Below are 21,411 nucleotides of genomic sequence, written 5' to 3'. Positions count from 1 at the left end.
GGAACGACAAAATTCCAATATGTAAAATACAATCCCATATATAGGGATATAAGTAGTTTCCTGAAAGATTGCTCACCGCGCAGACAAAGTCATAGTACGACATCTATTTTTAGCAGGTGCCTGAGATAGACGCCTCGGCTCCGAATTTCACTTCAAGCCTCGATTTTATTGAGATCCAGAGCGTTGACAGGCCGATTTCCGGTTGATAATAATCCGCGAAGTTGTACGACGACGCATAACAAAAACAATCAGCGGACGATCACTATGTCGACATTCAACACGCCCCACCTGCGCCCATCGCCTCCTCTCTTCGCCTCGCCCACGGCCACCTAGCGCCGCAACTTCTTCTTCACCCCCAAGGCCTTCATCCGGCCTGCAACCCACTTGCCCCTGTCGCAGGACGCTTGCACGCGCCCGGCAGATGGGCTGCCACACCTTTTGCGGAGCACAACAATAATGACCATCTGCCAAAGAACCTTCCCTTTCGCACTGTTGGGCGCCGGCCTGTTCGGTGGCCTGCCGGCCAGCGGCCTGGCCGAGGGCTTCGTCGAAGATGCCAAGGCCACCCTGGGCCTGCGCAACTTCTACATCAACCGCAACTTCACCAACCCGGCCAACCCGCAGAGCAAGGCCGAGGAATGGACGCAAAGCTTCATCCTCGACGCCCGCTCGGGCTTTACCCAGGGGCCGATAGGCTTCGGCGTGGACGTGCTGGGGCTGTGGTCGGTCAAGCTCGATGGCGGTGGCGGCACCTACGGCACGGCGTTGCTGCCGCGCCACGACGACGGTCGCCCCGCCGATGACTACGGGCGCTTGGCGGTGGCGGGCAAGGGGCGCATCTCGAAGACTGAATTGAAGATCGGCGAATGGATGCCAGTGCTGCCGATCCTGCGCTCGGACGATGGCCGCTCGCTGCCGCAGACCTTGCGCGGCGGCCAGGTGACCTCCAACGAGATCAATGGGCTGACCCTGTACGGCGGCCAGTTCCGCGCCAATAGCCCACGCAATGACGCGAGCATGGACGACATGAGCTATGCCGGCGCGCTGTCGGACCGCTTCAACTTCGTCGGTGGCGAATACAAGTTCAACGACAACCGCACGCTGCTCGGGCTGTGGAATGCCGAGCTGAAGGACGTCTACCAGCAGCAGTACCTGCAACTGAGCCACAGCCAGCCTGTTGGCAACTGGACCCTGGGTGCCAACCTGGGCTACTTCCAAGGCGAGGAAGACGGCGCCGAACGGGCCGGCAAGCTCGACAACAAAACCTACTCCGGGATGTTCTCGGCACGCTACCTGGGCCACACCTTCTACGTAGGCCTGCAAAAGGTCAGTGGCGACACCTGGATGCGCGTCAACGGCACCAGCGGCGGCACCCTGGCCAACGACGCCTACAACGCCAGTTTCGACAACGCCAACGAACGCTCCTGGCAACTGCGCCACGACTTCAACTTCGTCACCCTGGGCATTCCCGGGCTGACCATGATGAACCGCTACATCAGCGGCCGTGACATCCACAGCGGCGCGGTCAGCGATGGCAAGGAATGGGTGCGCGAGTCGGAGCTGGCCTACGTGATCCAGGGCGGGCCGTTCAAGAACCTGGGCATCCGCTGGCGCAATTCGAGCATCCGCCGTGACTTCAGCAACAACGAATTCGACGAGAACCGACTGATCGTCAACTACCCGCTGTCGATCCTGTAGAGCGTGCCGATTCGCCATTGACAAGCGCCAGAACCGCTGTCGATAATCGCGCACGGTCATATGACAACATACAACAATTCCAACAATCAAAGAGCCGGACTATGACTACCACGCCCTACAAGCGCCTGCTGCTCACCGGAGCCGCAGGCGGTCTTGGCAAGGTGCTTCGCGAACGCCTCACAGGCTGCGCCGAAGTGCTGCGCCTTTCCGACATCAGCCCCATGGCACCTGCCATCGGGCCTCATGAAGAAGTCATCACCTGCGACCTGGCCGACAAGGCCCAGGTTCACGCCCTTGTCGAGGGCGTGGACGCCATTGTGCATTTCGGCGGCGTGTCCACCGAGCACAGCTTCGAAGATATCCTCGGCGCCAACATCTGTGGCGTGTTCCACATCTACGAGGCAGCGCGCAAGCACGGCGTGAAGCGCGTGGTGTTCGCCAGCTCCAATCACGTGATCGGCTTCTACCGCCAGGACGAGCGCATCGACGCCCACGCCCTGCGCCGCCCAGACGGCTACTACGGCCTGTCGAAGTGCTACGGCGAGGATGTCGCCAGCTTCTACTTCGACCGCTACGGCATCGAGACCGTCAGCCTGCGCATCGGCTCGTCGTTCCCCGAGCCGCAGAACCCGCGCATGCTCTGCACCTGGCTGAGCTACGACGACCTCACCCAGCTGATCGAACGCAGCCTGTTCACCCCCGACGTGGGCCACACCGTGGTCTACGGCGCCTCGGACAACCGCACGGTGTGGTGGGACAACCGCTACGCCGAACACCTGGGCTATGTGCCCAAGGACAGCTCCGAGGTGTTTCGCGCGCAGGTGGAGGCCAAGCCCGCACCCGCTGCCGACGACCCGAGCATGGTCTACCAGGGAGGCGCCTTCGTCGCCGCTGGCCCGTTCGACTGACCGCATCGCCAAGGAGGCACTCGCACATGCAGTGTGAACTGATCGTCGACGCACGCAACGGCACGGGCGAAAGCCCGGTGTGGCACCCCGTCGAGCAGGCCCTTTATTGGGTCGACATTCCCGCGCGCCAGCTGCATCGCTGGCAGGCTGGCACGCACCAGACGTGGCAAGGCGACGAGATGCTCGCCTGCATCGCCCGCACCCAGCAGGGCTGGGTGGCGGGCATGCAGAGCGGTATTTTCCAGCTGGCCCCCCAGGCCGACGGCACCCTCGCCAGCCAACTGCTCAGCCCCGTTGAACACGCCCGCGAAGGCATGCGTTTCAACGACGGGCGCTGCGACCGCCAGGGCCGCTTCTGGGCCGGCAGCATGCTGCTGGACATGGCCCAGGGCGCCCCGGTAGGCGCGCTGTACCGGCATGACCGCGAAGGCCAGTTGCACTTGGTACTGGAGGATTTGATCGTGCCCAACGGCCTGGCCTTCAGCCCGGACGGCACGCGCATGTACCTGTCGGACTCACACCCGGACGTGCAGACCATCTGGGTATTCGACTACGACACCGACAGCGGCACCCCGCACAACCGCCGGCTGTTCGTCGACATGCACGCCCTGCCCGGCCGCCCCGACGGCGCCGCCATCGACCAGGACGGCTGCTACTGGATCTGCGGCAACGATGCAGGCCTGGTGCACCGCTTCACCCCGGACGGCCGCCTGGACCGCTCGCTGCCGGTGCCGGTGAAGAAGCCTTCGATGTGCGCCTTCGGTGGCGCCAACCTCGACACCTTGTTCGTCACCTCGATTCGCCCCGCAGGCGACCTGAGCGACCAGCCCCTGGCCGGTGGCGTGTTCGCCCTGGACCCTGGGGTCAAAGGTCTGGAGGAACCCGCCTACCGGGGCTAACCCCCAACTGCCCGATACCTGAACCTGAAAACGCGTTACGACAGAAACCGGATAATAAAAAACACGGAGTTTCATCATGACCTTCAAACGCAAGCTGCTCCTTGCCGTACTCCCGCTCGCCGCCTCCCTCTCCACCAGCGCCTGGGCACTAGACATCAAGTTCGCCGACATCCACCCGGCCGGCTACCCGACCGTGGTGGCCGAGCAGAACATGGGCAAGAAACTCGAGAAAGAAAGCAACGGCGAAATCACCTTCAAGATGTTCGCCGGCGGCGTGCTCGGCTCGGAGAAGGAAGTGATCGAGCAGGCGCAGATCGGCGCCGTGCAAATGGCCCGCGTGAGCCTAGGCATCGTCGGCCCGGTGGTACCGGATGTGAACGTGTTCAACATGCCCTTCGTGTTCCGCGACCACGAACACATGCGCAAGGTCATCGATGGCGAGATCGGCCAGGAGATCCTCGACAAGATCACCAACTCCGAGTTCAACCTGGTGGCCCTGGCCTGGATGGATGGCGGCTCGCGCAGCATCTACACCAAGAAGCCGGTGCGCAGCCTGGAAGACCTCAAGGGCATGAAGATTCGCGTGCAAGGCAACCCGCTGTTCATCGACATGATGAACGCCATGGGTGGCAACGGCATCGCCATGGACACCGGCGAGATCTTCAGTGCCTTGCAAACCGGAGTGATCGACGGCGCCGAGAACAACCCGCCGACCCTGCTCGAGCACAACCACTACCAGAACGCCAAGTACTACACCCTCACCGGGCACTTGATCCTGCCGGAGCCGGTGGTGATGTCCAAGACCACCTGGAACAAGCTCACCCCCGAGCAGCAGGCGCTGGTGAAGAAGGTCGCCCGCGAGGCGCAGATGGAAGAGCGCGAACTGTGGGACGCCAAGTCCGCCGCCAGCGAAGAGAAGCTCAAGGCCGCCGGCGTCGAGTTCATCGCCGTCGACAAGAAGCCGTTCTATGACGCCACCGCCCCTGTGCGCGAGAAGTACGGCGCGCAATACGCCGACCTGATGAAGCGCATCGACGCGGTGCAGTGACCCACCCTTTCCAGACGACCTCGGCAGCGCGGTAGCCACCGCCCTGCCGACTTGGTGGTGCCCTATGAAAACGTTCTTCCTGCGTGTGAACGACACGCTTTACCGCGCCTGTATCTGGATCGCCGGCCTGTCGATCCTGACCATGTCGCTGATCATTCCCTGGGGCATCTTCGCCCGTTACGTACTGGGTACCGGCTCCAGCTGGCCGGAGCCGGTGGCCATCCTGTTGATGGTGGTGTTCACCTTCGTCGGTGCCGCCGCCAGCTACCGCGCCGGGGCGCACATGGCGGTGGCGATGGTCACCGACCGCATGCCGCCAGCCACCCGCGCCTTGGTGGCGGTGCTGGTGCAACTGTTGATGGTGCTGGTGTGCGTATTCATGACCTGGTACGGCACCAAGCTGTGCATCACCACCTGGAACCAGTACCTCGCCTCGTTGCCGGGCATGCGCGTGGGCATGACCTATGCGCCGATCCCGCTGGGCGGCTTGCTGACCTTGATCTTCGTATTGGAAAAACTCTTCTTCGGCGATCAAAGCAACCGCAAGGTGGTGCGCTTCGACCTGGTGGAAGAAAGCGAGGGGGCCGTCTAAATGGATGCTTTCATTCTTCTGGGCAGTTTCATCCTGCTCATCCTGCTGGGCATGCCGGTGGCCTACGCCCTGGGCCTGGCCGCGCTGATCGGCGCCTGGTGGATCGACATCCCGTTGCAGGCGATGATGATCCAGGTGGCCAGCGGGGTGAACAAGTTCTCGCTGCTGGCCATTCCGTTCTTCGTGCTGGCCGGCGCGATCATGGCCGAGGGCGGCATGTCACGACGGCTGGTGGCCTTCGCCGGGGTGCTGGTGGGTTTCGTGCGCGGCGGCCTGTCGCTGGTGAACATCACCGCCTCGACCTTCTTCGGCGCCATCTCCGGCTCGTCGGTGGCCGACACCGCGTCGGTGGGTTCGGTGCTGATTCCGGAAATGGAGCGCAAGGGCTACCCCCGCGACTTCTCCACAGCGGTGACCGTCAGCGGCTCGGTGCAGGCGCTGCTCACCCCGCCCAGCCACAACTCGGTGCTGTACTCGCTGGCGGCCGGCGGCACGGTGTCGATCGCCTCGCTGTTCATGGCCGGCGTGATGCCGGGGCTGCTGCTGAGCGCGGTGATGATGGGCCTGTGCCTGATCTTCGCGAAGAAGCGCAACTACCCCAAGGGCGAGGTGATTCCGCTGCGCCAGGCGCTGAAGATCGCCGGTGAAGCGCTGTGGGGCCTGATGGCCATGGTCATCATCCTCGGCGGCATTCTCTCGGGGGTGTTCACCGCCACCGAGTCGGCGGCCGTGGCGGTGGTGTGGTCGTTCTTCGTGACCATGTTCATCTACCGCGACTACAAGTGGCGCGACCTGCCCAAGCTGATGCACCGCACGGTGCGGACCATCTCGATCGTGATGATCCTGATCGGCTTCGCCGCCAGCTTCGGCTACGTCATGACCCTGATGCAGATTCCCTCGAAGATCACCACGGCGTTCCTGACCCTGTCGGACAACCGCTACGTGATCCTGATGTGCATCAACTTCATGCTGCTGTTGCTGGGCACGGTGATGGACATGGCGCCGTTGATCCTGATCCTCACGCCCATCCTGCTGCCGGTGATCACCGGTATCGGCGTAGACCCGGTGCACTTCGGCATGATCATGCTGGTGAACCTGGGCATCGGCTTGATCACGCCACCGGTGGGGGCGGTGTTGTTCGTCGGCTCTGCCATCGGCAAGGTGAGTATCGAGGCCACGGTGAAGGCGCTGCTGCCGTTCTACCTGGCGCTGTTCATGGTGCTGATGGCCGTGACCTACATCCCGGCCATCTCCCTCTGGCTGCCAAGCGTGGTGCTGTAACGCGACAGGCGGGCCGCCCAGGCCCGCCTGCTCCCTGCCGACCATCCCCACCGGGAGCCCTGGATGAACGTACCGTTGCTGCACCTGCAAGACCGCCTGACCCACCTGACCCTTGCGCCCACCCTGGGCGCCAGCCTGGTGAACTGGCGAGTGAAGGCCAACGATGAGCCCCTGCTGCGGCCCTCGGACACGGCAACCTTGGCCAGCGCCGGGCCGCGCATGCTGGCGTGCTACCCCTTGGCCCCGTGGTCCAACCGCATTGCCGAGGGCGGCTTCGCCCGGCCCGATGGCTGGCAGGCGCTGCACCCGAACACCGAGCAGGACCCCTACCCGATCCACGGCACGGCCTGGCAACAACCCTGGCAGGTGGCCCATCACAGCGAGCGGCGGGCGCGCCTGGTGCTCGAGAGTGAAATACCTTTCGCCTACCAGGCCACGCTGGATGTGCAACTGCAAGAGGGTTGCCTGAGCCTGGACCTGCACATCACCCACCGCGATGCGAAACCCAGCTGGCATGGCCTGGGGCTGCACCCGTATTTCCCCCGCTACCCCGGCACACGCCTGCAAGCTGTGGCTGGCCAGGTATGGCTGGGTGAGCCGGGGCAGCTGCCCACGCGGCAGGCTGATATTCCTCAAGACTGGTGCTTCGATACGCTAGCTGCATTGCCCGCTACGCTAGTCGACCACGCCTTCGACGGCTGGACGGGGGACTGCGTGATCGAGCAACCGGGCTATCGCCTGGCGTGCCAGGCCCAAGGCGCCGGGCTGTTCCTGCTGTATTGCCCGCTCGACAAGCCGTTTTTCTGCTTCGAGCCGGTCAGCCACCCGGTCAATGCCCATCATCTGCCGGGGCGGCCGGGGTTGCGCTTGTTGCAGGAGGGGGACGAGGTGAGCCTAGGGTGGCAGATGCGTTACCTGCCGGAGTGATAGTGAATGGCACCGGCGTAGCCGGTGTTCGCGGGCAAGCCCGCTCCTACAGGGTTTGCGCAATACCTGTAGGAGCGGGCTTGCCCGCGAACCAGGGCAAAGCCCTGGCCATACACAGCAAGGGCATCAGTTCAAATGCTGGTGCGCACGCAAGTGCTCGACCAACCGGTCGATGAAGGTGCGTACCTTGGTCGAGCCATACTTGCTCTCACGGTGCAGCACATGGATCGGCCACGGGGCTTCCTCGAACTCGTCGAGCAGCACCTTCAAGGTGCCGTTTGCGACATCCTCGGCCACTTGATAGGACATCTGCCGAACGATACCCAGGCCCTCGCGAGCGGCGGTAATCGCAGCATCGTTGCTGGTCACCGACAGCCTGGGCTTGAGGCGCAGGCTGGTAGGCTCGCCCGAGGTACTGAAGCGCCAGTCAGCCAGCGGCGACAGGTTGTTCGCAGCAATGATCACGTGCTCCGACAAATCGCCCGGGCGCTGCGGCACGCCATGGCGCGCCAGGTATTCGGGCGAGGCGCAGATCATCCGCCGTACCTTGCCGACGCCGATGGCCTTGAGGCCCGAATCCGGCAAGTGACCGATGCGCACCGCCACGTCCATGCCCTCTTCCACCACATTCACCACGCGGTCGAGAAAGTACGCGGTCACGTCCACATCAGGGAAAGTCTTGAGGTAATCGGCGATGCACGGCATCACGTAGAACTTGCCGAACAGCACCGGTGCGGTCACCGCAAGGTTGCCCTTGGGCGTGGCGTTGACGCCAGCTGCAGCTTCGTTGGCTTCGGTAAGGCTGGTGAGGATATGGCGGCTGTCATCCAGGTAGCGCCCGCCCGCTTCGGTCAGGCGCACGCTGCGGGTGGTGCGCAGCAGCAGCTTGACCCCCAGGCGCTCCTCCAGCGCTGTGACCGCACGGGTCACCGCCGCAGGCGAGATACCCAGCCGACGCGAGGCGGCGGCGAAGCTTTCCAGTTCGCCCACGGCGACGAACACCTTCATCAGGTGAATCTGGTCCATGCCCTGCCTCGCTGACGGTGTAGGAGAAGCAGGGATTATTCCAGCAGTCATGGGCAATGAGTAGGCTTTTGCGCAGGGTTCGAGAAAGCGAAGCCCGCGCCACGCGGTTGACGTGGCGCGGGCTGTCGGTCAGGCAGTGGTTTGCAGGCCGATCACGGTGCGAGGCATGCCAACGAAACCCGGCAGCGCCTCGATACGCGCCAGCCACGCCCGCACGTTCGGGTAGCCTTCCAGCGACACGTTGCCTTCCGGCGCGTGGGCGGTGTAGGAGTAGTTGGCGACATCGGCAATGGTCGGTTCGTCACCGGCCAGGAACTTGCTCTTGGCCAATTCGGCATCCATCACCTTGAGCAGGGCGTGGGCACGGGTGATGACTTCATCGGTGTCGAACGAGTAGCCGAACACCGTGACCAGACGCGCGGCGGCCGGGCCGAAGGCCAGCGGGCCTGCGGCGACCGACAGCCAGCGCTGGACGCGCGCTTCGCCGGCTGGGTCCTTGGGCAGCCACTTGCCGGTGGTGTCGTATTTTTTCGCCAGGTACACCAGGATCGAGTTGGAGTCGGCGATGACGGTGCCGTTGTCATCGATCACCGGCACTTGGCCGAAGGGGTTGAGCTTGAGGAATTGCTCGGTCTTGTGCTCGCCCTTGCCCAGGTTGACGAAGATGTTCTCGGTCGGCAGGTTCAGCAGCGACAGCATCAGCTCGGCACGATGGGCGTGGCCGGATTTAGGGAAGTCGTAGAACTTGATTGGCTGGGTCATGGCATTTCTCCGGGTGAGGTTGGGTGTGACTACATGCTGCGCCCATTCCCCCGGCAACAGAATCCGCACGGGCAGCAATCCATAATTTCGCAATGGGAAATAATGCCTCGCTCGACGAGATTCATGGATTGCCCCGCAAGTGCTTACCCTTTTAGAATGCAACCCATTCTCACTTGCTTGCCCTCGACCATGCCCCCATCCGCGGATCGCCCCCCTGTGCAGGAGCTCTACCGCAGCCATCACACCTGGCTGCAGGGTTGGCTGTTGCGCCGGGTAAGCGACCGCTGCGATGCCGCCGACCTGAGCCAGGACACCTTCGTGCGCCTGCTCACCCACGCCCCGCCCAGCGACCTGCGCGAGCCGCGCGCCTACCTGGCGACCATCGCCCGGCGCCTGCTGCTCAACCTGTATCGACGTCGCTCGCTGGAGCGCGCCTACCTGGAGGCACTGGCCCTTCAGCCGGAAGATGAAGCCCCGAGTGCCGAACACCAGGCTGCGGTGCTGGAAACGCTGAATGCGGTCGACCGGGTGCTGGCCAACCTGCCGGGCAAGGTACGCCGGGCGTTCCTGATGTCACAGCTCGAAGGCCTGAGCCAGGAGCAGATCGCCCAGGACATGGGTGTGAGCGTGCGGTCGGTCCAGCGTTGGCTGGTGCAGGCCTTCGAGGAATGCATCGTGCTGGCCTCGGAGGGCTGGGCATGAACGCCGCGCCCATCCCCCGCCCCATCGCCCGCCAGGCCGCCCAGTGGTTCCTGCGCCTGCAACAGGACGACTCGGCCCCCGCCCACCAGGCGTGCGCTGCGTGGCGCGCAGCACACGCCGACCATGAGCGCGCCTGGCAACTGGCGGCGCAGTTCAGCGCGCAGGTAAAGGCGATTCCCCCCGAAGTCGCACGCAGTGCCTTGCAACACCCCGCCGCACTTGGCCGACGGGCGACGCTCAAGACGCTCACGTCCTTGGTGGTACTGGGCTCACTGGGCGTGACGCTGCAACGCACCGGTACCTGGGACGGGCTGCTGGCCGATGTGCGCACCGGGGTCGGCGAGCGCCGGCAATTGACCCTCGAGGACGGCAGCACGCTGCACCTGAACACCGACACCTGCGTGGACATCCACTTCACGGCCAACGAACGCCGGGTAACCTTGCGCCGGGGTGAGTTGTACCTGAGCACCGGCGTCGACCCTCGCCCACTGCGGGTACAGTCGAAGTGGGGCACCTTCCAGCCGCTCGGCACGCGCTTCAGCGTGCGCCAGTACCCCGCGTCCGACCTGCTCCAGGTATTCGAAGGCAAGGTAGCGGCTACCTCGCCCGGCGGGCAGACGCTGACTATCGACGCGGGCGGCCAGGCGAGCGTCGATGCCAAGGGGGTGTCCCAGGCGGTGGCCGCGCCCGCCAACGCCGGTTGGCTGGACGGCGTGCTGCGGGTAGAGCGCATGCCCTTGGGCGAGCTGATCGACGAGCTGGCCCGCTACCGCCATGGCTGGACCCGCTGCGCGCCAGAGGTGGCCGGGCTGCGGGTTTCCGGCACCTACCAGCTGAACGACACCGACGCCGCGCTGGCTGCCCTGGCGATGGCCTTCCCGGTGCGTGTGCGCTATGTCACCCCTTATTGGGTGACGCTGGTACCGGCCAACGCCGGGGCCTGAAAAAACCGTGTCGTGTTTTAACCAGCTCGCGTGTCCTCTTCCTGAAATCGTCTCACAACGTTGCCAGGAAGCCCTCATGCGCACACTCGCCCCCTTTCGCCTCGCCCTGCTCGCCAGCCTGGTCTCCACGCCCCTGGCGTGGGCCGAGGACCCACGTCACTACCAGATTCCCCCTGGCCCGCTGAGCCAGGCGCTGGCCGAATTCGCAGCCCAGGCCGGGGTCAACCTGCCGCTGGACCCGGCCATGGTAGGCGGCCTGCAAAGCCCCGGCCTGCAAGGTGACGTAGGCACCGCCCATGGCTTCGAGCAGTTGCTGCGCGGCACTACCCTGGAGGCCGTGCCGCAGACCGGCAACACCTATACCCTGCGACCCAAGCCGAGCAGTTCAGCGCTGCAACTGGACTCGACCAACATCAACGGCCTGCACGATGTGCGCCCGTCGGCCATCGGCCCGCTGTATGGCTACAAGGCCTCGCACAGTACGGTCGGCACCAAGACCGACGCGGCGCTGCGCGATATTCCGCAGTCGATCCAGGTGGTACCGCGCCAGGTGCTCGAGGACCAGCAGGCCACCAGCATGGCCGATGCGCTGAGCAACGTCAGCAGCATCCAGCGCGGCAACACCCATGGCGGCAGCGTGGAGAGCTTTATCGTGCGGGGCTTTCAGGGCACCACCTATGCCATCGACGGGGTGCTGACCAACTCGCTGAGCGTGCGCCCGGAAATCCTCACCGACCTGGCCGGCGTCGAGCGCATCGAGGTGCTCAAGGGCCCGGCCTCGGTGCTCTATGGCCGTGGCAACCCGGGCGGGCTGATCAACGTGGTCACACGGCGCCCGACCCTGGTACCGGAAGCGCAGGTCAAGGTGCAGGGCGGCGACTTCGACCTGCGCCGCAGCCAGGCGTGGATCGGCGGGCCACTCTCCGCCGAACATGGCCTGGCCGGCAGCCTGGCCATGGCCTACCAGACCGAGGGCAATTTCCGCGACCATTACCGCGACAGCCACCGCCGCTACATCGCCCCGTCGCTGTCCTGGGCACCCAACGACGCCACCCGCCTGGACATGGGCCTGGAATACACCGAAACCGACGCCCAGTACGACCGTGGCCTGCAAGTGATCGGCGACCGGGTCGACAAGCGCTACAAGGTGTTCCTCGAAGAACCCTGGTCGCACAGCGACAGCGACAAAACCGCCGCCTGGTTCAAGCTGGAGCACGACCTGAACGACTGGCTGACCCTGCGCCAGGTGACACGCTGGGACCATTCCAACAAATACATGCTCAACATCTCCCAGCGCACCTTGCAGGCCGATGGCCGCACCCTGGTGCGCCGGGCCACCGACTTCGACGAAGAACAGCGCTCGCTCAGCGCCCAGTTCGAGGCCATCGCCCGCTTCACCACCGGCGGCCTGGGCCACCAGGTGCTGGCAGGAGTCGAGACGGTCAAGGGCAAGCGCAGCGTGACCATGCTGCGGGCCAGCGTGGCTTCGCTGGATATCTGGAACCCGGTGCACGGCGCCCAGCCGGGGCCATTCAGCTTCGGTGAGGACTCGCGCTTCGACCAGGAAAGCTATGGCGTCTACCTGCAAGACCAGATCGACCTGAACGAGCAGTGGAAGCTGCTGCTGGGCGTACGCTGGGACCAGGTCACCCAGCGCAACCGCAACTACACCGCCACCGGCAGCTACAACGATGTCGACATCGACCCGTCCGACACCTCGCCGCGTGCCGGGCTGGTCTACCAGCCCACCGAGCGCCTGGCGCTGTACGTCAGCTACAGCACCTCGTTCGCCCCGCAAAGCCGCCTGACCCGCGACGGCACCGTGCTCGACCCGGAAACCGGCGAGCAATACGAGGTGGGCGCCAAGTACGAACTGATTCCCGATCGGCTGTCGGCAACCTTGTCGGCCTTCGAGATTCGCCGCGAGAACCTGTCGACCAGCGACCCACTGGACAACGCCTATTCGATCCAGACCGGCGAGCAGCGGGTACGCGGCGTGGAGCTGGACGTCAGCGGCGAAATCGCTGATGGCTGGAATGTGATCGGCAATATCGCCGTGCTGGATGCCAAGCTGGTCAAGGACACGCGTCTTGAGGAAGGCAACCGCCTGGAAGGCGTGCCGGTGGTCAGCGGCTCGCTGTGGTCCACCTACCAGTTGCAGGACGGCGCATTGCAGGGGCTGGGCTTCGGCGCCGGGGTGTTCTTCGCCGGCAAGCGCTACGGCGACCTGGCCAACAGCTATAGCGCCAGTGGCTATGGGCGCCTGGACATGAGCGTGTTCTACGACATCGACGAACATGTGCGGGTGTCGCTGAACGCTCGCAATGTGCTGGACAAGGGCTACGTCGAAACCATCTCCAGTGCCGGCAACTACCCGGGCGAACCCATGGCGCTGGTGGCGACCCTCAGCGCCGGGTTCTAGGGTCTGTCTGAAATGTGTCTGCGCGAAGGCCAGACAAGGCGAAACGGGGCGAGGAAGCGCAGTGTACTGTAGTACATGAGCATTCCGAGCCCCGTTTCAACGCAGTATGGACGAGTGCAGGCATATTTCAGACAGACCCTAGGGCTTAGTGGCGCGACAGCTTCTGGTAGCGGTAGAGGCCACGTGCGGCCTCAACCACCTGGGGTACGCAGGCCTGGAGCTCGTCGAAGCTCATCGAGTCGAGCAGCTCGTAGTTGTCTTCCAGGCCATGCAGCGAGATGGCCTTGAGCAGTTGTTCCTGTTCGGGCGGCAGCTCAGCCCACTCAGCGACTTGGGTAGCGCGCATGTAGCCGAAGCACCATTCCTCGAGGATGATCGCGGTGCCTTGTTCGCCTTCGCTTTCCTCGAACAACGGCTCGAAGGTGTCCAAGTGCTCGTCCAGCGCCTCGGCCACCTGGTGTGCATAGCGCAGCATCAGCGCGGTGTAGGCTTCTTCGTGGGCGGGCTTCTTGAACTTGGGTACCTTGCCGCCAGCGACAGTGGGCAGCCAGGTTTCAGGCAGGACGGGGGTCGGCGAGCTGGCCAGGGCGGTGAAGAAACCGTTGAGTTCGGCCAGGTTGAGGACGGAGTAATCGTTGCCGTAGGTGATGAGCAGGTCTTCGAGGCGGGCGAGTTCTTTTTCGCTGAGCGAAGGGAGCATGGGGGAGCGTCCTGGTAAGGCGAATAGGCGTGCACCCTAGCATAGGCAAGGTCATCGCGGGGCGGGCCCGCGATGACCTCGTCACCCGTTACACGGCCAGTGCGCGCTCACGCAGCTCGACGTTGAGAATGCGATCGTTCTCGCTGTAGTCGACCGGGCAGTCGATCACGTGTACGCCTGGGGTCTTGATGCAGTGCTCCAGCAACGGCAGCAGGCCTTCGGCGCTGTCCACACGGTGGCCATTGGCACCATAGGCTTCGGCGTACTTGACGAAGTCCGGGTTGCCGTAGTCCAGGCCGAAATCGGTGAAGCCCATGTTGGCCTGCTTCCAGCGGATCATGCCGTAGCCGTCGTCACGCAGGATCACCACGGTGACGTGCATCTTCAGGCGCACGGCGGTTTCCAGCTCCTGGCTGTTCATCATGAAGCCGCCGTCGCCACACACGGAAATCACTGGGCGGTCGGGGTATACCAGGTGCGCGGCCATGGCCGAGGGCAAGCCTGCGCCCATGGTCGCCAACGCGTTGTCCAGCAGCACGGTGTTGGGCTTGTGGGCCTTGTAGTTGCGGGCGAACCAGATCTTGTAGATGCCGTTGTCCAGGGCGACGATGCCTTCGGACGGCAGGGCACGGCGCACATCGGCGACCAGGCGCTGCGGGTAGACCGGGAAGCGGTTGTCGTCCTTGCCTTCGGCGATCTGCGCTTCGTTGGCTTCGCGAATCGCCAGCAGGCGGGTGAAGTCCCAGTGCGAGGTGTCGCCCAGGCCTTCGGCGATCTGCCACACGGCGTTGGCGATGTCGCCGATCACTTCGATCTGCGGGAAGTACACGGCATCGACTTCGGCGGAGCGGAAGTTGATGTGGATGACTTCGGTGCCGCCACGCACCATGAAGAACGGCGGCTTCTCGATCACGTCGTGGCCGATGTTGACGATCAGGTCGGCAGCTTCGACCGCGCGGTGCACGAAGTCGCCCGACGACAGCGCAGCGTTGCCCAGGAAGCGCGGGTTGCGTTCGTCGACCACACCCTTGCCCAGCTGGGTGGTGACGAATGGGATGCCGGTTTGGTCGATCAGTTGCTTGAGGACCTTGGCGGTCATCTTGCGGTTGGCGCCGGCGCCGATCACCAGGATAGGGCTGCGGGCGTTGCGCAGCTTGCCGATGGCAGCCTCGATGGCCACGTGCTCGGCCAGCGGGCGGCGATGCAGGCTCGGCGGGATCGGCATGCTGTCGGTCTGCTCGGCGGCGATGTCTTCCGGCAGCTCCAGGTGCACCGCGCCGGGCTTTTCTTCTTCAGCCAGGCGGAACGCTTCGCGCATGCGCGAGGGGATGTTGTCGGCCGAGGCGAACTGGTGGGTGTACTTGGTGATGGGGTCCATCATCCCGCACACATCGATGATCTGGAAACGGCCCTGCTTGGACTTCTTGATCGGCTTCTGGCCGGTGATCATCATCATCGGCATGCCGCCGAGGTAGGCGTAGGCACTGGCAGTCACCAGGTTGGTGGCACCGGGGCCCAGGGTCGACAGGCTGACGCCGGTTTTGCCGGTGAGGCGGCCATAGGTGGCGGCCATGAAGCCTGCGGATTGCTCGTGACGGGTGAGCACCAGCTTGATCTTCGACTTGCGCAGGGACTCCAGCAGGTCGAGGTTCTCCTCGCCGGGGATGCCGAACACATACTCGACACCTTCGTTTTCCAGGCATTGCACAACGACATCGGCGGCCTTGGCCATCTTGCTAGTTACCTCACGTGATAGGACGCCAATGCATCCATGGGTGGTCAGCGCGGTGCACTGACATCGGTTTGTCCAGAGGCAAGCAATGCCCCCCGAACAAAGCCTTGACGCAGGCAACGCTCGATAAAGTCACGCACATAAACGGCCGCATTGTCGCACCCTCGCGGCACCGCCATGGCTTGGCGGATGGCGGTGAAGGCGCCGCCGAGCACACGGTAGCGCGGGTCGGCGTCGGCCACCTTCTGCAAAGGCTGGCGCACACCGGCGGCGGCGTCGAGGCTTTCTTCGAGGAACAGATCGACGGCACCGGCCGAGGTGTCGGCACGTTGCAGCTGTGCGTGCTGCAGGGTGCGGCTCAGGTACAGGTCGTAGGCCGCGCCCTTGCCGACCGCCAGGCGCAGGCCGGGCTGGTCGAGGTCGTCGACGTGCTGGAAGGGTGCGTCCTGGCGGACCAGGTAGGTGCCTTCGATCAGCACGTAGGGTTCGCTGAAGGCGATCTGCGCTTCACGCAGCGGGTCGATGGCCAGGAACGCCAGCGTCCAGGCACCCTGCTCCAGGGCGGCGAAGACCTTGCCGGCGGCGTCGTAGGTGTGCATCTGCAAGGGCACGCCGAGTTCTTCGGCCAGGGCCTTGGCCAGGGCGACCGACACGCCCTGCGGCTCGCCATCCACGCCGCGCTGGGCGAGGATGGGGTTACCGAGGTTGATGGCGGCGTGCAACACGCCGTTGGGGGCCAGTTCGGCGAGAGCGCTCATTGGGGGTCTCCATCAAGTTGCCTGCCCACTACGGGGCCGCTAAGAACAACACATCATTCAGCCTGAAAACACCAGGCACACCGGGCTACCGATGGACAACGCAAAGCCTGTCGGGCTCAAACGACCGCATTGCGGGTCGACCGCCATCGCCACGATGCTGTCGCTGTCTTCATTCAACGCGAACAGGAACCGCTGGTCCGGGGTCAGGGTAAAGAATCTCGGCGTCCGCCCGCCCGTAGCCTGCGACTCGACCAGGCTCAACACCCCGCTCTGCCCATCGATGGCAAACACTGCGATGCTGTCATCTCCGCGGTTGGAGACGTACACGAAGCGCCCCGCTCGATCGACTTCGATCCCCGCCGCGCGGCTGTCGCCGGTATAGGTCGAAGGTAGCGACGGCAGTATCTGCAAGGCTTGCAGCGCCCCGCTGCAGGCATCGAAACGGTAGGTAGTGACCGTCGAATCCAGCTCGTTGACCACGTAGGCGAACCGCGCCTGCGGGTGCAGCGCCACATGCCGCGGGCCTGCACCTTGGCGAGTGGCCACGAACGGTTGCGTGGCCGGGCTTAGCAGGCCGTCCTCGAAGCGGAAGGTGAAAATCCGGTCCAGCCCTTTGTCCGGTACCAGGACGAACCGCCCAGTCGCATCGAACAGGTTGAAATGCGGCTTGGCGAAGGGCTGCTCGATGCGGTGCGGCCCAACCGGCCCTTGCAGCTCGAGTAATTGACGCACTGCCCCCAGACGCCCATCGGCCGCCACCTCGAGCACCGCCAGGGTGCCGCTGATGTGGTTGGCCACCACCAGGAAGCGTTCGCTCGGGTCCAGCGCCAGGTGCACCGGGTTGATGCCCCCGCACGGCTGGCGGTCGAGCAGGGCCAGGGTGCCATCGGCCGGGTCGACACGAAAGGCACTGACCTCGTGGCCATCGCCATGCAAGCAGTAGAGGCGGTTACCGGCGCGGTTGAGGGTCAGGTACGACGGGTTGACCAGGTCGCCCAGTACCTGCAGCGGTACCAGGGTACCGGCCTGCGGGTCGAACCGGCAGACCGTGATGCCGTCGCCACGGGCGTTGCGTTCACGCGTGGTGCGCGAACCGATATAGGCATACATCTGCGCTGTTCTCCCAGACATGAACGGGGTCATTGGCCGCGTGTGCGTCGGACCACTTTCCGGATCACGTAGGGCAACACACCGCCATCGGCAAGATAGCGGATCTCCTGCGTTGAATCGATCCGGGCAATCAGCTCGGCGTGGTCGCAGCGGCCATCGGCGCGGTGAATCAGCAGGCCGATACGGTTGTCACCCACCCGCAAGGTATCGAGGCCAGAGAAGTCGAAGCGTTCGTGGCCCTCGAGGTGCAGGCCCTCCACGCCCTGCCCTGCCGGGAATACCAACGGCAGCACGCCCATGCCGATCAGGTTGCCGCGGTGGATGCGCTCGATGCTGCGCGCCACTACCGCACGTACGCCCAAAAGGGCCTGGGCCTTGGCCGCCCAGTCGCGGCTGGAGCCTGCGCCGTAGTTGATACCGGCGAATACCACCAGCGGCGTGCCAGCGTAGCTTTGCGCCGCCTCGTACAGCGGCAAGCATTGGCTGCGGTCGGCATTCCACGCCCAGGCGCCGCTCCCCGGTTGCACCTTGCCGAGCAGGCGGTTGTGCAGCGATGCATTGGTGAAGGCGCCGCGCAACATGACCTCATGGTTGCTGCGCCGGGTGGAGTACTGGTTGAGGTCCTGCGGGTCTTCGCCATGAGCCAGCAGCCATTGCCCCGCCAGGCTGCTGGCAGGAATGGCACCGGCTGGAGAGATATGGTCGGTGGTGACATTGTCGCCCAGTACCAGCAGCGGCCGCGCGCCGTGAATGGCCAGGCTGGCCTTGGGCTCTGCCTGAATGCCGGCAAGGTACTGCGGGCGGCGCAGGTAGGTCGAGCGCGGGTCCCAGGGGAACTGCACACTGCCTTCGGCGGACAGCGCCTGCCAGTGGTGGGTGCCGTCCCACACGCTGGCCAATCGCTGCTGGAAGTGCTCGGGCCTGACGACCCGCTCTACCAGCGCCGCGACCTCCTCGTCGCCGGGCATCAACTCGTGCAGGTGCCGTGGCGTGCCGCTGGCATCCCTGCCCAGGGGCTCGCGGGTCAGGTCCACCTCGATGCTGCCGGCAATGGCGTAGGCTACGCACAGGGCTGGCGAGGCGAGGTAGCCGGCAGGCACTTTGGGGTTGACCCGGCCTTCGAAGTTGCGATTCCCGGACAGCACGGCCACGCCCTTGAGGCCTTGCTCGGCAAAGGCCTGTACCTGCGTTTCGAGGCTGCCGGAGTTGCCGATGCAGGTCATGCAGCCGAAGCCGGCCAGGTCGAAGCCGAGGGCGGCGAAGTCCACCAGCAGGTCGGCTTCGGCCAGGTAGTCGGCCACCACCCGCGAACCAGGCGACAACGAGGTCTTGACCCAGGGCTTGCGCTGCAGCCCCAGGCGCCTGGCATTGCGGGCCAGCAGGCCGGCCTGGATCATCTGCGCGGGGTTGGCGGTATTGGTGCAACTGGTGATCGCCGACAGCACCACCGCACCGTGTCGAATCGAGGTACCGAAGCGGGGCTCGAAAAAGCCGTCATCGACGAGGTTCACACCGCCCAGCACCTGTTCTTTGAACGAAGCGCCTGCACGTGAAAGGGGCTGGCGCTGATGCGGTTGGTAGGGGCCGGCGACGCTGGGTTCGATGAGGGCCAGGTCCAGTTCGATCAATTCGTCGAACTCAGGCTCCGGCAGTTCATCGCGACGATACAGGCCCTGGGCATGCAGGTAGGTAGCCGCCTGCTGGCAAAGCGTAGGCGAGCGTCCACTGAGCCTGAGGTAGTCCAGGGCCTGGTCGTCGAAGGGGAAGAACACCACGGTGGCGCCATACTCGGGCGCCATGTTCGCCACCGTGCCGCGAGCAGCCCAGCCGAGGCTCGAAAGGCCAGGGCCGGTGAACTCGACGAACTTACCGACCATCGCCCGCTGGCGCAGGGTCTCGGCCACGTGCAACGCCAGGTCGGTGGCGGTAACACCGGGGCGTAGGGCATTGCTGACGCGAATGCCGATCACCTGGGGAAAGCTGATCGGCACTGGCTCGCCCAACATTGCCGCCTGCCCTTCCAGGCCGCCGACACCCCAACCCAGTACACCAATGGCGTTGATCATCGGGGTGTGGCTGTCGGTGGCGACCATGTCGTCTGGGTGCAGCAAACGCTGGCCGTCGGCGCTACGGCTTTCCCAAACGACCTGGGCCAGGGCTTCCATGTTCATCTGGTGGATGATGCCGGTACCGGGCGGGATCACGCCGAAGTTGTCCAAGCTTTTCTGCGCCCACTTGATGAAGCGGTAGCGCTCGCTATTGCGGCGAAAGTCGATGTCGAGGTTGAGCGCCACCGCGTCGGGCTCGGCGTAGCGCTCCACGATCACCGAGTGGTCGATGGTCAGCACGGCGGGGATCTGCGGATTCATCGCGCTGGGGTCACCGCCCAGTTCGGCGACCACGTCGCGCATGCCGGCGAAGTCGGCCAGGGCGGGCAGGCAGGTGGTGTCGTGGAACATCAGGCGATTGGGCACGAATGGCACCTCGCAGTCCGGGCCCTGGCCAACGGCACGGGCCAGCACGGCGTCCAGCGCCTCGGGGGAACAGCGGGCGACGTTCTCCAGGAGGATCCGCAGCGAATAGGGCATACGCGGGAGCTGGTTGGGCGTGAGGAGTTTTTTCAGGTCGATGTAGACGAAAAGGGCCTGGTCGATCTCCAGGGGGCTCAGCAGGTCGGTCATGCTCGGCTCTTGTCAGGGTCATCGCGTCGCGAGCGGCGACGCTGGGATGAGCCATGCTAGGGGCTGGAGCGAGCCAGGAAAATTGACCAATGGCCATGGCAGCGTTCTCCGATAGAGAACGCTCGGACGCTACTTTTTCGTCGGGGCCTGTAGGTGGTCGATGAAGGTCTTGAGGGTCGGCGAAGCCAGCTCGTACGCCTTGAATACCAATAGCAAGGTGCGCTGCGCCCATTGCTCGTTCAGGGTCACACGCTTGAGGCGGTGGCTGCGCACATAGGGGGCGACCGCGCTGCGTGGCAGTACTGCCAGGCCTAGGCCGTTGGCGACCATGCGGCACATGCTGTCGAAGCTGCTGATGCGGATGCGCATCTTGAGCGGGTGGCCGTGCTTGTCGGCTTCCTCGGTGAGCAGGTTGTGCAGGGAACTGTCCAGGTGCGGGCCGACGAACTCGTGGTGCAGCACATCCCTGAAATACGCAACTCGTCGACTGGCCAGTTCATGCTCGGCGGGCACCACCAGTACCAGTTCGTCATGACGGTAGACGCGGGTCTCCAAGCCCAGGGGCTGGGTTTGCGAGGAAATGATACCCAACTCGGCATGCTCGTCGGTTACTGCCCGTACCACAGCAGCGCCAGTGCGTTCTTCGATGTCGAAACGAATCTGCGGATAGCGCGCGGTGAAATCGGCCATATCTTGGGGCAAGAACTGCGACAGTGCCGAGGTGATGCCGTGGATGCGAATGTGACCCTTCACACCCGAGGCGAACTCGCTGAGTTCGTTGTCCAGTTGGGTCATGGTCTGCTTGAGCTGACGGGCGTAGTACAACAATGACTGCCCAGCGGGGGTGAGCTCGACACCACGAGCGTTGCGGATCAGCAGAGGGGCGCCGGCCTGTGCTTCCAGCTCGCTGATGCGTTTGCTGACGGCGGAAACAGCCAGGTGCTTGAGCGCGGCGGCACGGGTCAGGTTGCGCTCCTGGGCGACGCTGATGAAAAGATCCAGGCTGGTGAGGTCGTAGCGCATGGGCGAGGGTGTTCCCAGGGGCATGTGGACGAGCACGATATCCTTTAGGGCCGCGCTTGTCCCGCGATAGAGCCCGATCAGGGAGCGTTGTTTTTGAGCGTACAAAGACAAAACCCCTACCTGCTCGCGCAGATAGGGGTTTTGCGAAATGAATCTTGACGATGACCTACTCTCACATGGGGAAACCCCACACTACCA

At 64.5% G+C, this 21,411-nt stretch carries 18 protein-coding genes; 10 read left to right on the top strand and 8 right to left on the bottom strand.

What is annotated here, in order from left to right:
* Positions 1-456: 456 nt before the first annotated feature.
* From ACQKPE_RS19825 to ACQKPE_RS19795, 7 genes are all read left to right on the top strand, one after another.
* Positions 457-1,698, top strand: coding sequence for an OprD family porin (locus ACQKPE_RS19825; RefSeq protein WP_427668315.1), 1,242 nt, complete (start codon positions 457-459; stop codon positions 1,696-1,698).
* 101 nt (positions 1,699-1,799) lie between these two features.
* Positions 1,800-2,606: an NAD-dependent epimerase/dehydratase family protein gene (locus ACQKPE_RS19820; RefSeq protein ID WP_427668314.1), complete on the top strand. Its 807-nt coding sequence runs from the start codon at positions 1,800-1,802 to the stop codon at positions 2,604-2,606.
* A 26-nt stretch (positions 2,607-2,632) separates the two neighbouring features.
* Positions 2,633-3,505, top strand: a complete 873-nt coding sequence (locus ACQKPE_RS19815; protein WP_427668313.1) for a glucurono-1,5-lactonase — start codon at positions 2,633-2,635, stop codon at positions 3,503-3,505.
* 76 nt (positions 3,506-3,581) lie between these two features.
* Positions 3,582-4,553: a TRAP transporter substrate-binding protein gene (locus tag ACQKPE_RS19810; RefSeq protein ID WP_427668312.1), complete on the top strand. Its 972-nt coding sequence runs from the start codon at positions 3,582-3,584 to the stop codon at positions 4,551-4,553.
* 64 nt (positions 4,554-4,617) lie between these two features.
* Positions 4,618-5,145: a TRAP transporter small permease gene (locus tag ACQKPE_RS19805; protein ID WP_427668311.1), complete on the top strand. Its 528-nt coding sequence runs from the start codon at positions 4,618-4,620 to the stop codon at positions 5,143-5,145.
* Entirely contained in the window at positions 5,146-6,426 is a 1,281-nt protein-coding gene (locus ACQKPE_RS19800; protein WP_427668310.1) for a TRAP transporter large permease, read from the top strand.
* 63 nt (positions 6,427-6,489) lie between these two features.
* Complete coding sequence (locus ACQKPE_RS19795) at positions 6,490-7,353, top strand: aldose 1-epimerase (RefSeq protein WP_427668309.1); 864 nt, start codon at positions 6,490-6,492, stop codon at positions 7,351-7,353.
* Positions 7,354-7,479: 126 nt separating this feature from the next.
* Here the strand turns inward: ACQKPE_RS19795 and ACQKPE_RS19790 are convergent, their stop codons facing one another.
* A complete protein-coding gene (locus tag ACQKPE_RS19790; protein WP_427668308.1) occupies positions 7,480-8,379 on the bottom strand; it encodes a LysR family transcriptional regulator in 900 nt (299 codons plus the stop codon).
* 129 nt (positions 8,380-8,508) lie between these two features.
* The gene (locus ACQKPE_RS19785; RefSeq protein ID WP_427668307.1) at positions 8,509-9,141 is read right to left on the bottom strand and encodes a glutathione S-transferase family protein; all 633 of its coding nucleotides are present in this window, start codon (positions 9,139-9,141) and stop codon (positions 8,509-8,511) included.
* Between the two features lie 189 nt (positions 9,142-9,330).
* On the opposite strand from ACQKPE_RS19785, the gene ACQKPE_RS19780 reads away from it, so the two are divergent.
* The 3 genes from ACQKPE_RS19780 (at position 9,331) to ACQKPE_RS19770 (ending at position 13,209) form a co-directional block, all read left to right on the top strand.
* Positions 9,331-9,843 (top strand): sigma-70 family RNA polymerase sigma factor, encoded by a 513-nt coding sequence (locus ACQKPE_RS19780; protein ID WP_427668306.1) that lies wholly within the window; start codon positions 9,331-9,333, stop codon positions 9,841-9,843.
* The gene (locus ACQKPE_RS19775; protein WP_427668305.1) at positions 9,840-10,787 is read left to right on the top strand and encodes a FecR domain-containing protein; all 948 of its coding nucleotides are present in this window, start codon (positions 9,840-9,842) and stop codon (positions 10,785-10,787) included. Before ACQKPE_RS19780 ends, ACQKPE_RS19775 begins: the two co-directional genes overlap by 4 nt.
* Positions 10,788-10,863: 76 nt before the next feature.
* Positions 10,864-13,209, top strand: coding sequence for a TonB-dependent siderophore receptor (locus ACQKPE_RS19770; protein ID WP_427668304.1), 2,346 nt, complete (start codon positions 10,864-10,866; stop codon positions 13,207-13,209).
* 145 nt (positions 13,210-13,354) lie between these two features.
* Here the strand turns inward: ACQKPE_RS19770 and ACQKPE_RS19765 are convergent, their stop codons facing one another.
* The 6 genes from ACQKPE_RS19765 to ACQKPE_RS19740 all read right to left on the bottom strand — a co-directional run bounded on the left by ACQKPE_RS19765 (position 13,355) and on the right by ACQKPE_RS19740 (position 21,237).
* Positions 13,355-13,909, bottom strand: a complete 555-nt coding sequence (locus ACQKPE_RS19765; protein ID WP_427668303.1) for a UPF0149 family protein — start codon at positions 13,907-13,909, stop codon at positions 13,355-13,357.
* Positions 13,910-13,997: 88 nt separating this feature from the next.
* The gene (locus tag ACQKPE_RS19760) at positions 13,998-15,641 is read right to left on the bottom strand and encodes an acetolactate synthase large subunit (protein ID WP_427668302.1); all 1,644 of its coding nucleotides are present in this window, start codon (positions 15,639-15,641) and stop codon (positions 13,998-14,000) included.
* A gap of 47 nt (positions 15,642-15,688) precedes the next feature.
* Positions 15,689-16,399: a transporter substrate-binding domain-containing protein gene (locus tag ACQKPE_RS19755; protein WP_427668301.1), complete on the bottom strand. Its 711-nt coding sequence runs from the start codon at positions 16,397-16,399 to the stop codon at positions 15,689-15,691.
* Positions 16,400-16,456: 57 nt separating this feature from the next.
* The gene (locus ACQKPE_RS19750) at positions 16,457-17,509 is read right to left on the bottom strand and encodes a lactonase family protein (protein ID WP_427668322.1); all 1,053 of its coding nucleotides are present in this window, start codon (positions 17,507-17,509) and stop codon (positions 16,457-16,459) included.
* A gap of 29 nt (positions 17,510-17,538) precedes the next feature.
* Complete coding sequence (gene acnA / locus ACQKPE_RS19745; RefSeq protein ID WP_427668300.1) at positions 17,539-20,190, bottom strand: aconitate hydratase AcnA; 2,652 nt, start codon at positions 20,188-20,190, stop codon at positions 17,539-17,541.
* 129 nt (positions 20,191-20,319) lie between these two features.
* Positions 20,320-21,237: a LysR family transcriptional regulator gene (locus ACQKPE_RS19740; RefSeq protein ID WP_427668299.1), complete on the bottom strand. Its 918-nt coding sequence runs from the start codon at positions 21,235-21,237 to the stop codon at positions 20,320-20,322.
* Between the last annotated feature and the right edge of the window lie 174 nt (positions 21,238-21,411).

It is taken from the genome of Pseudomonas sp. NPDC089554, assembly GCF_050280645.1.
In the GTDB taxonomy this organism is placed as follows: domain Bacteria; phylum Pseudomonadota; class Gammaproteobacteria; order Pseudomonadales; family Pseudomonadaceae; genus Aquipseudomonas.
This window is presented reverse-complemented; position numbering and strand designations above follow the sequence as displayed.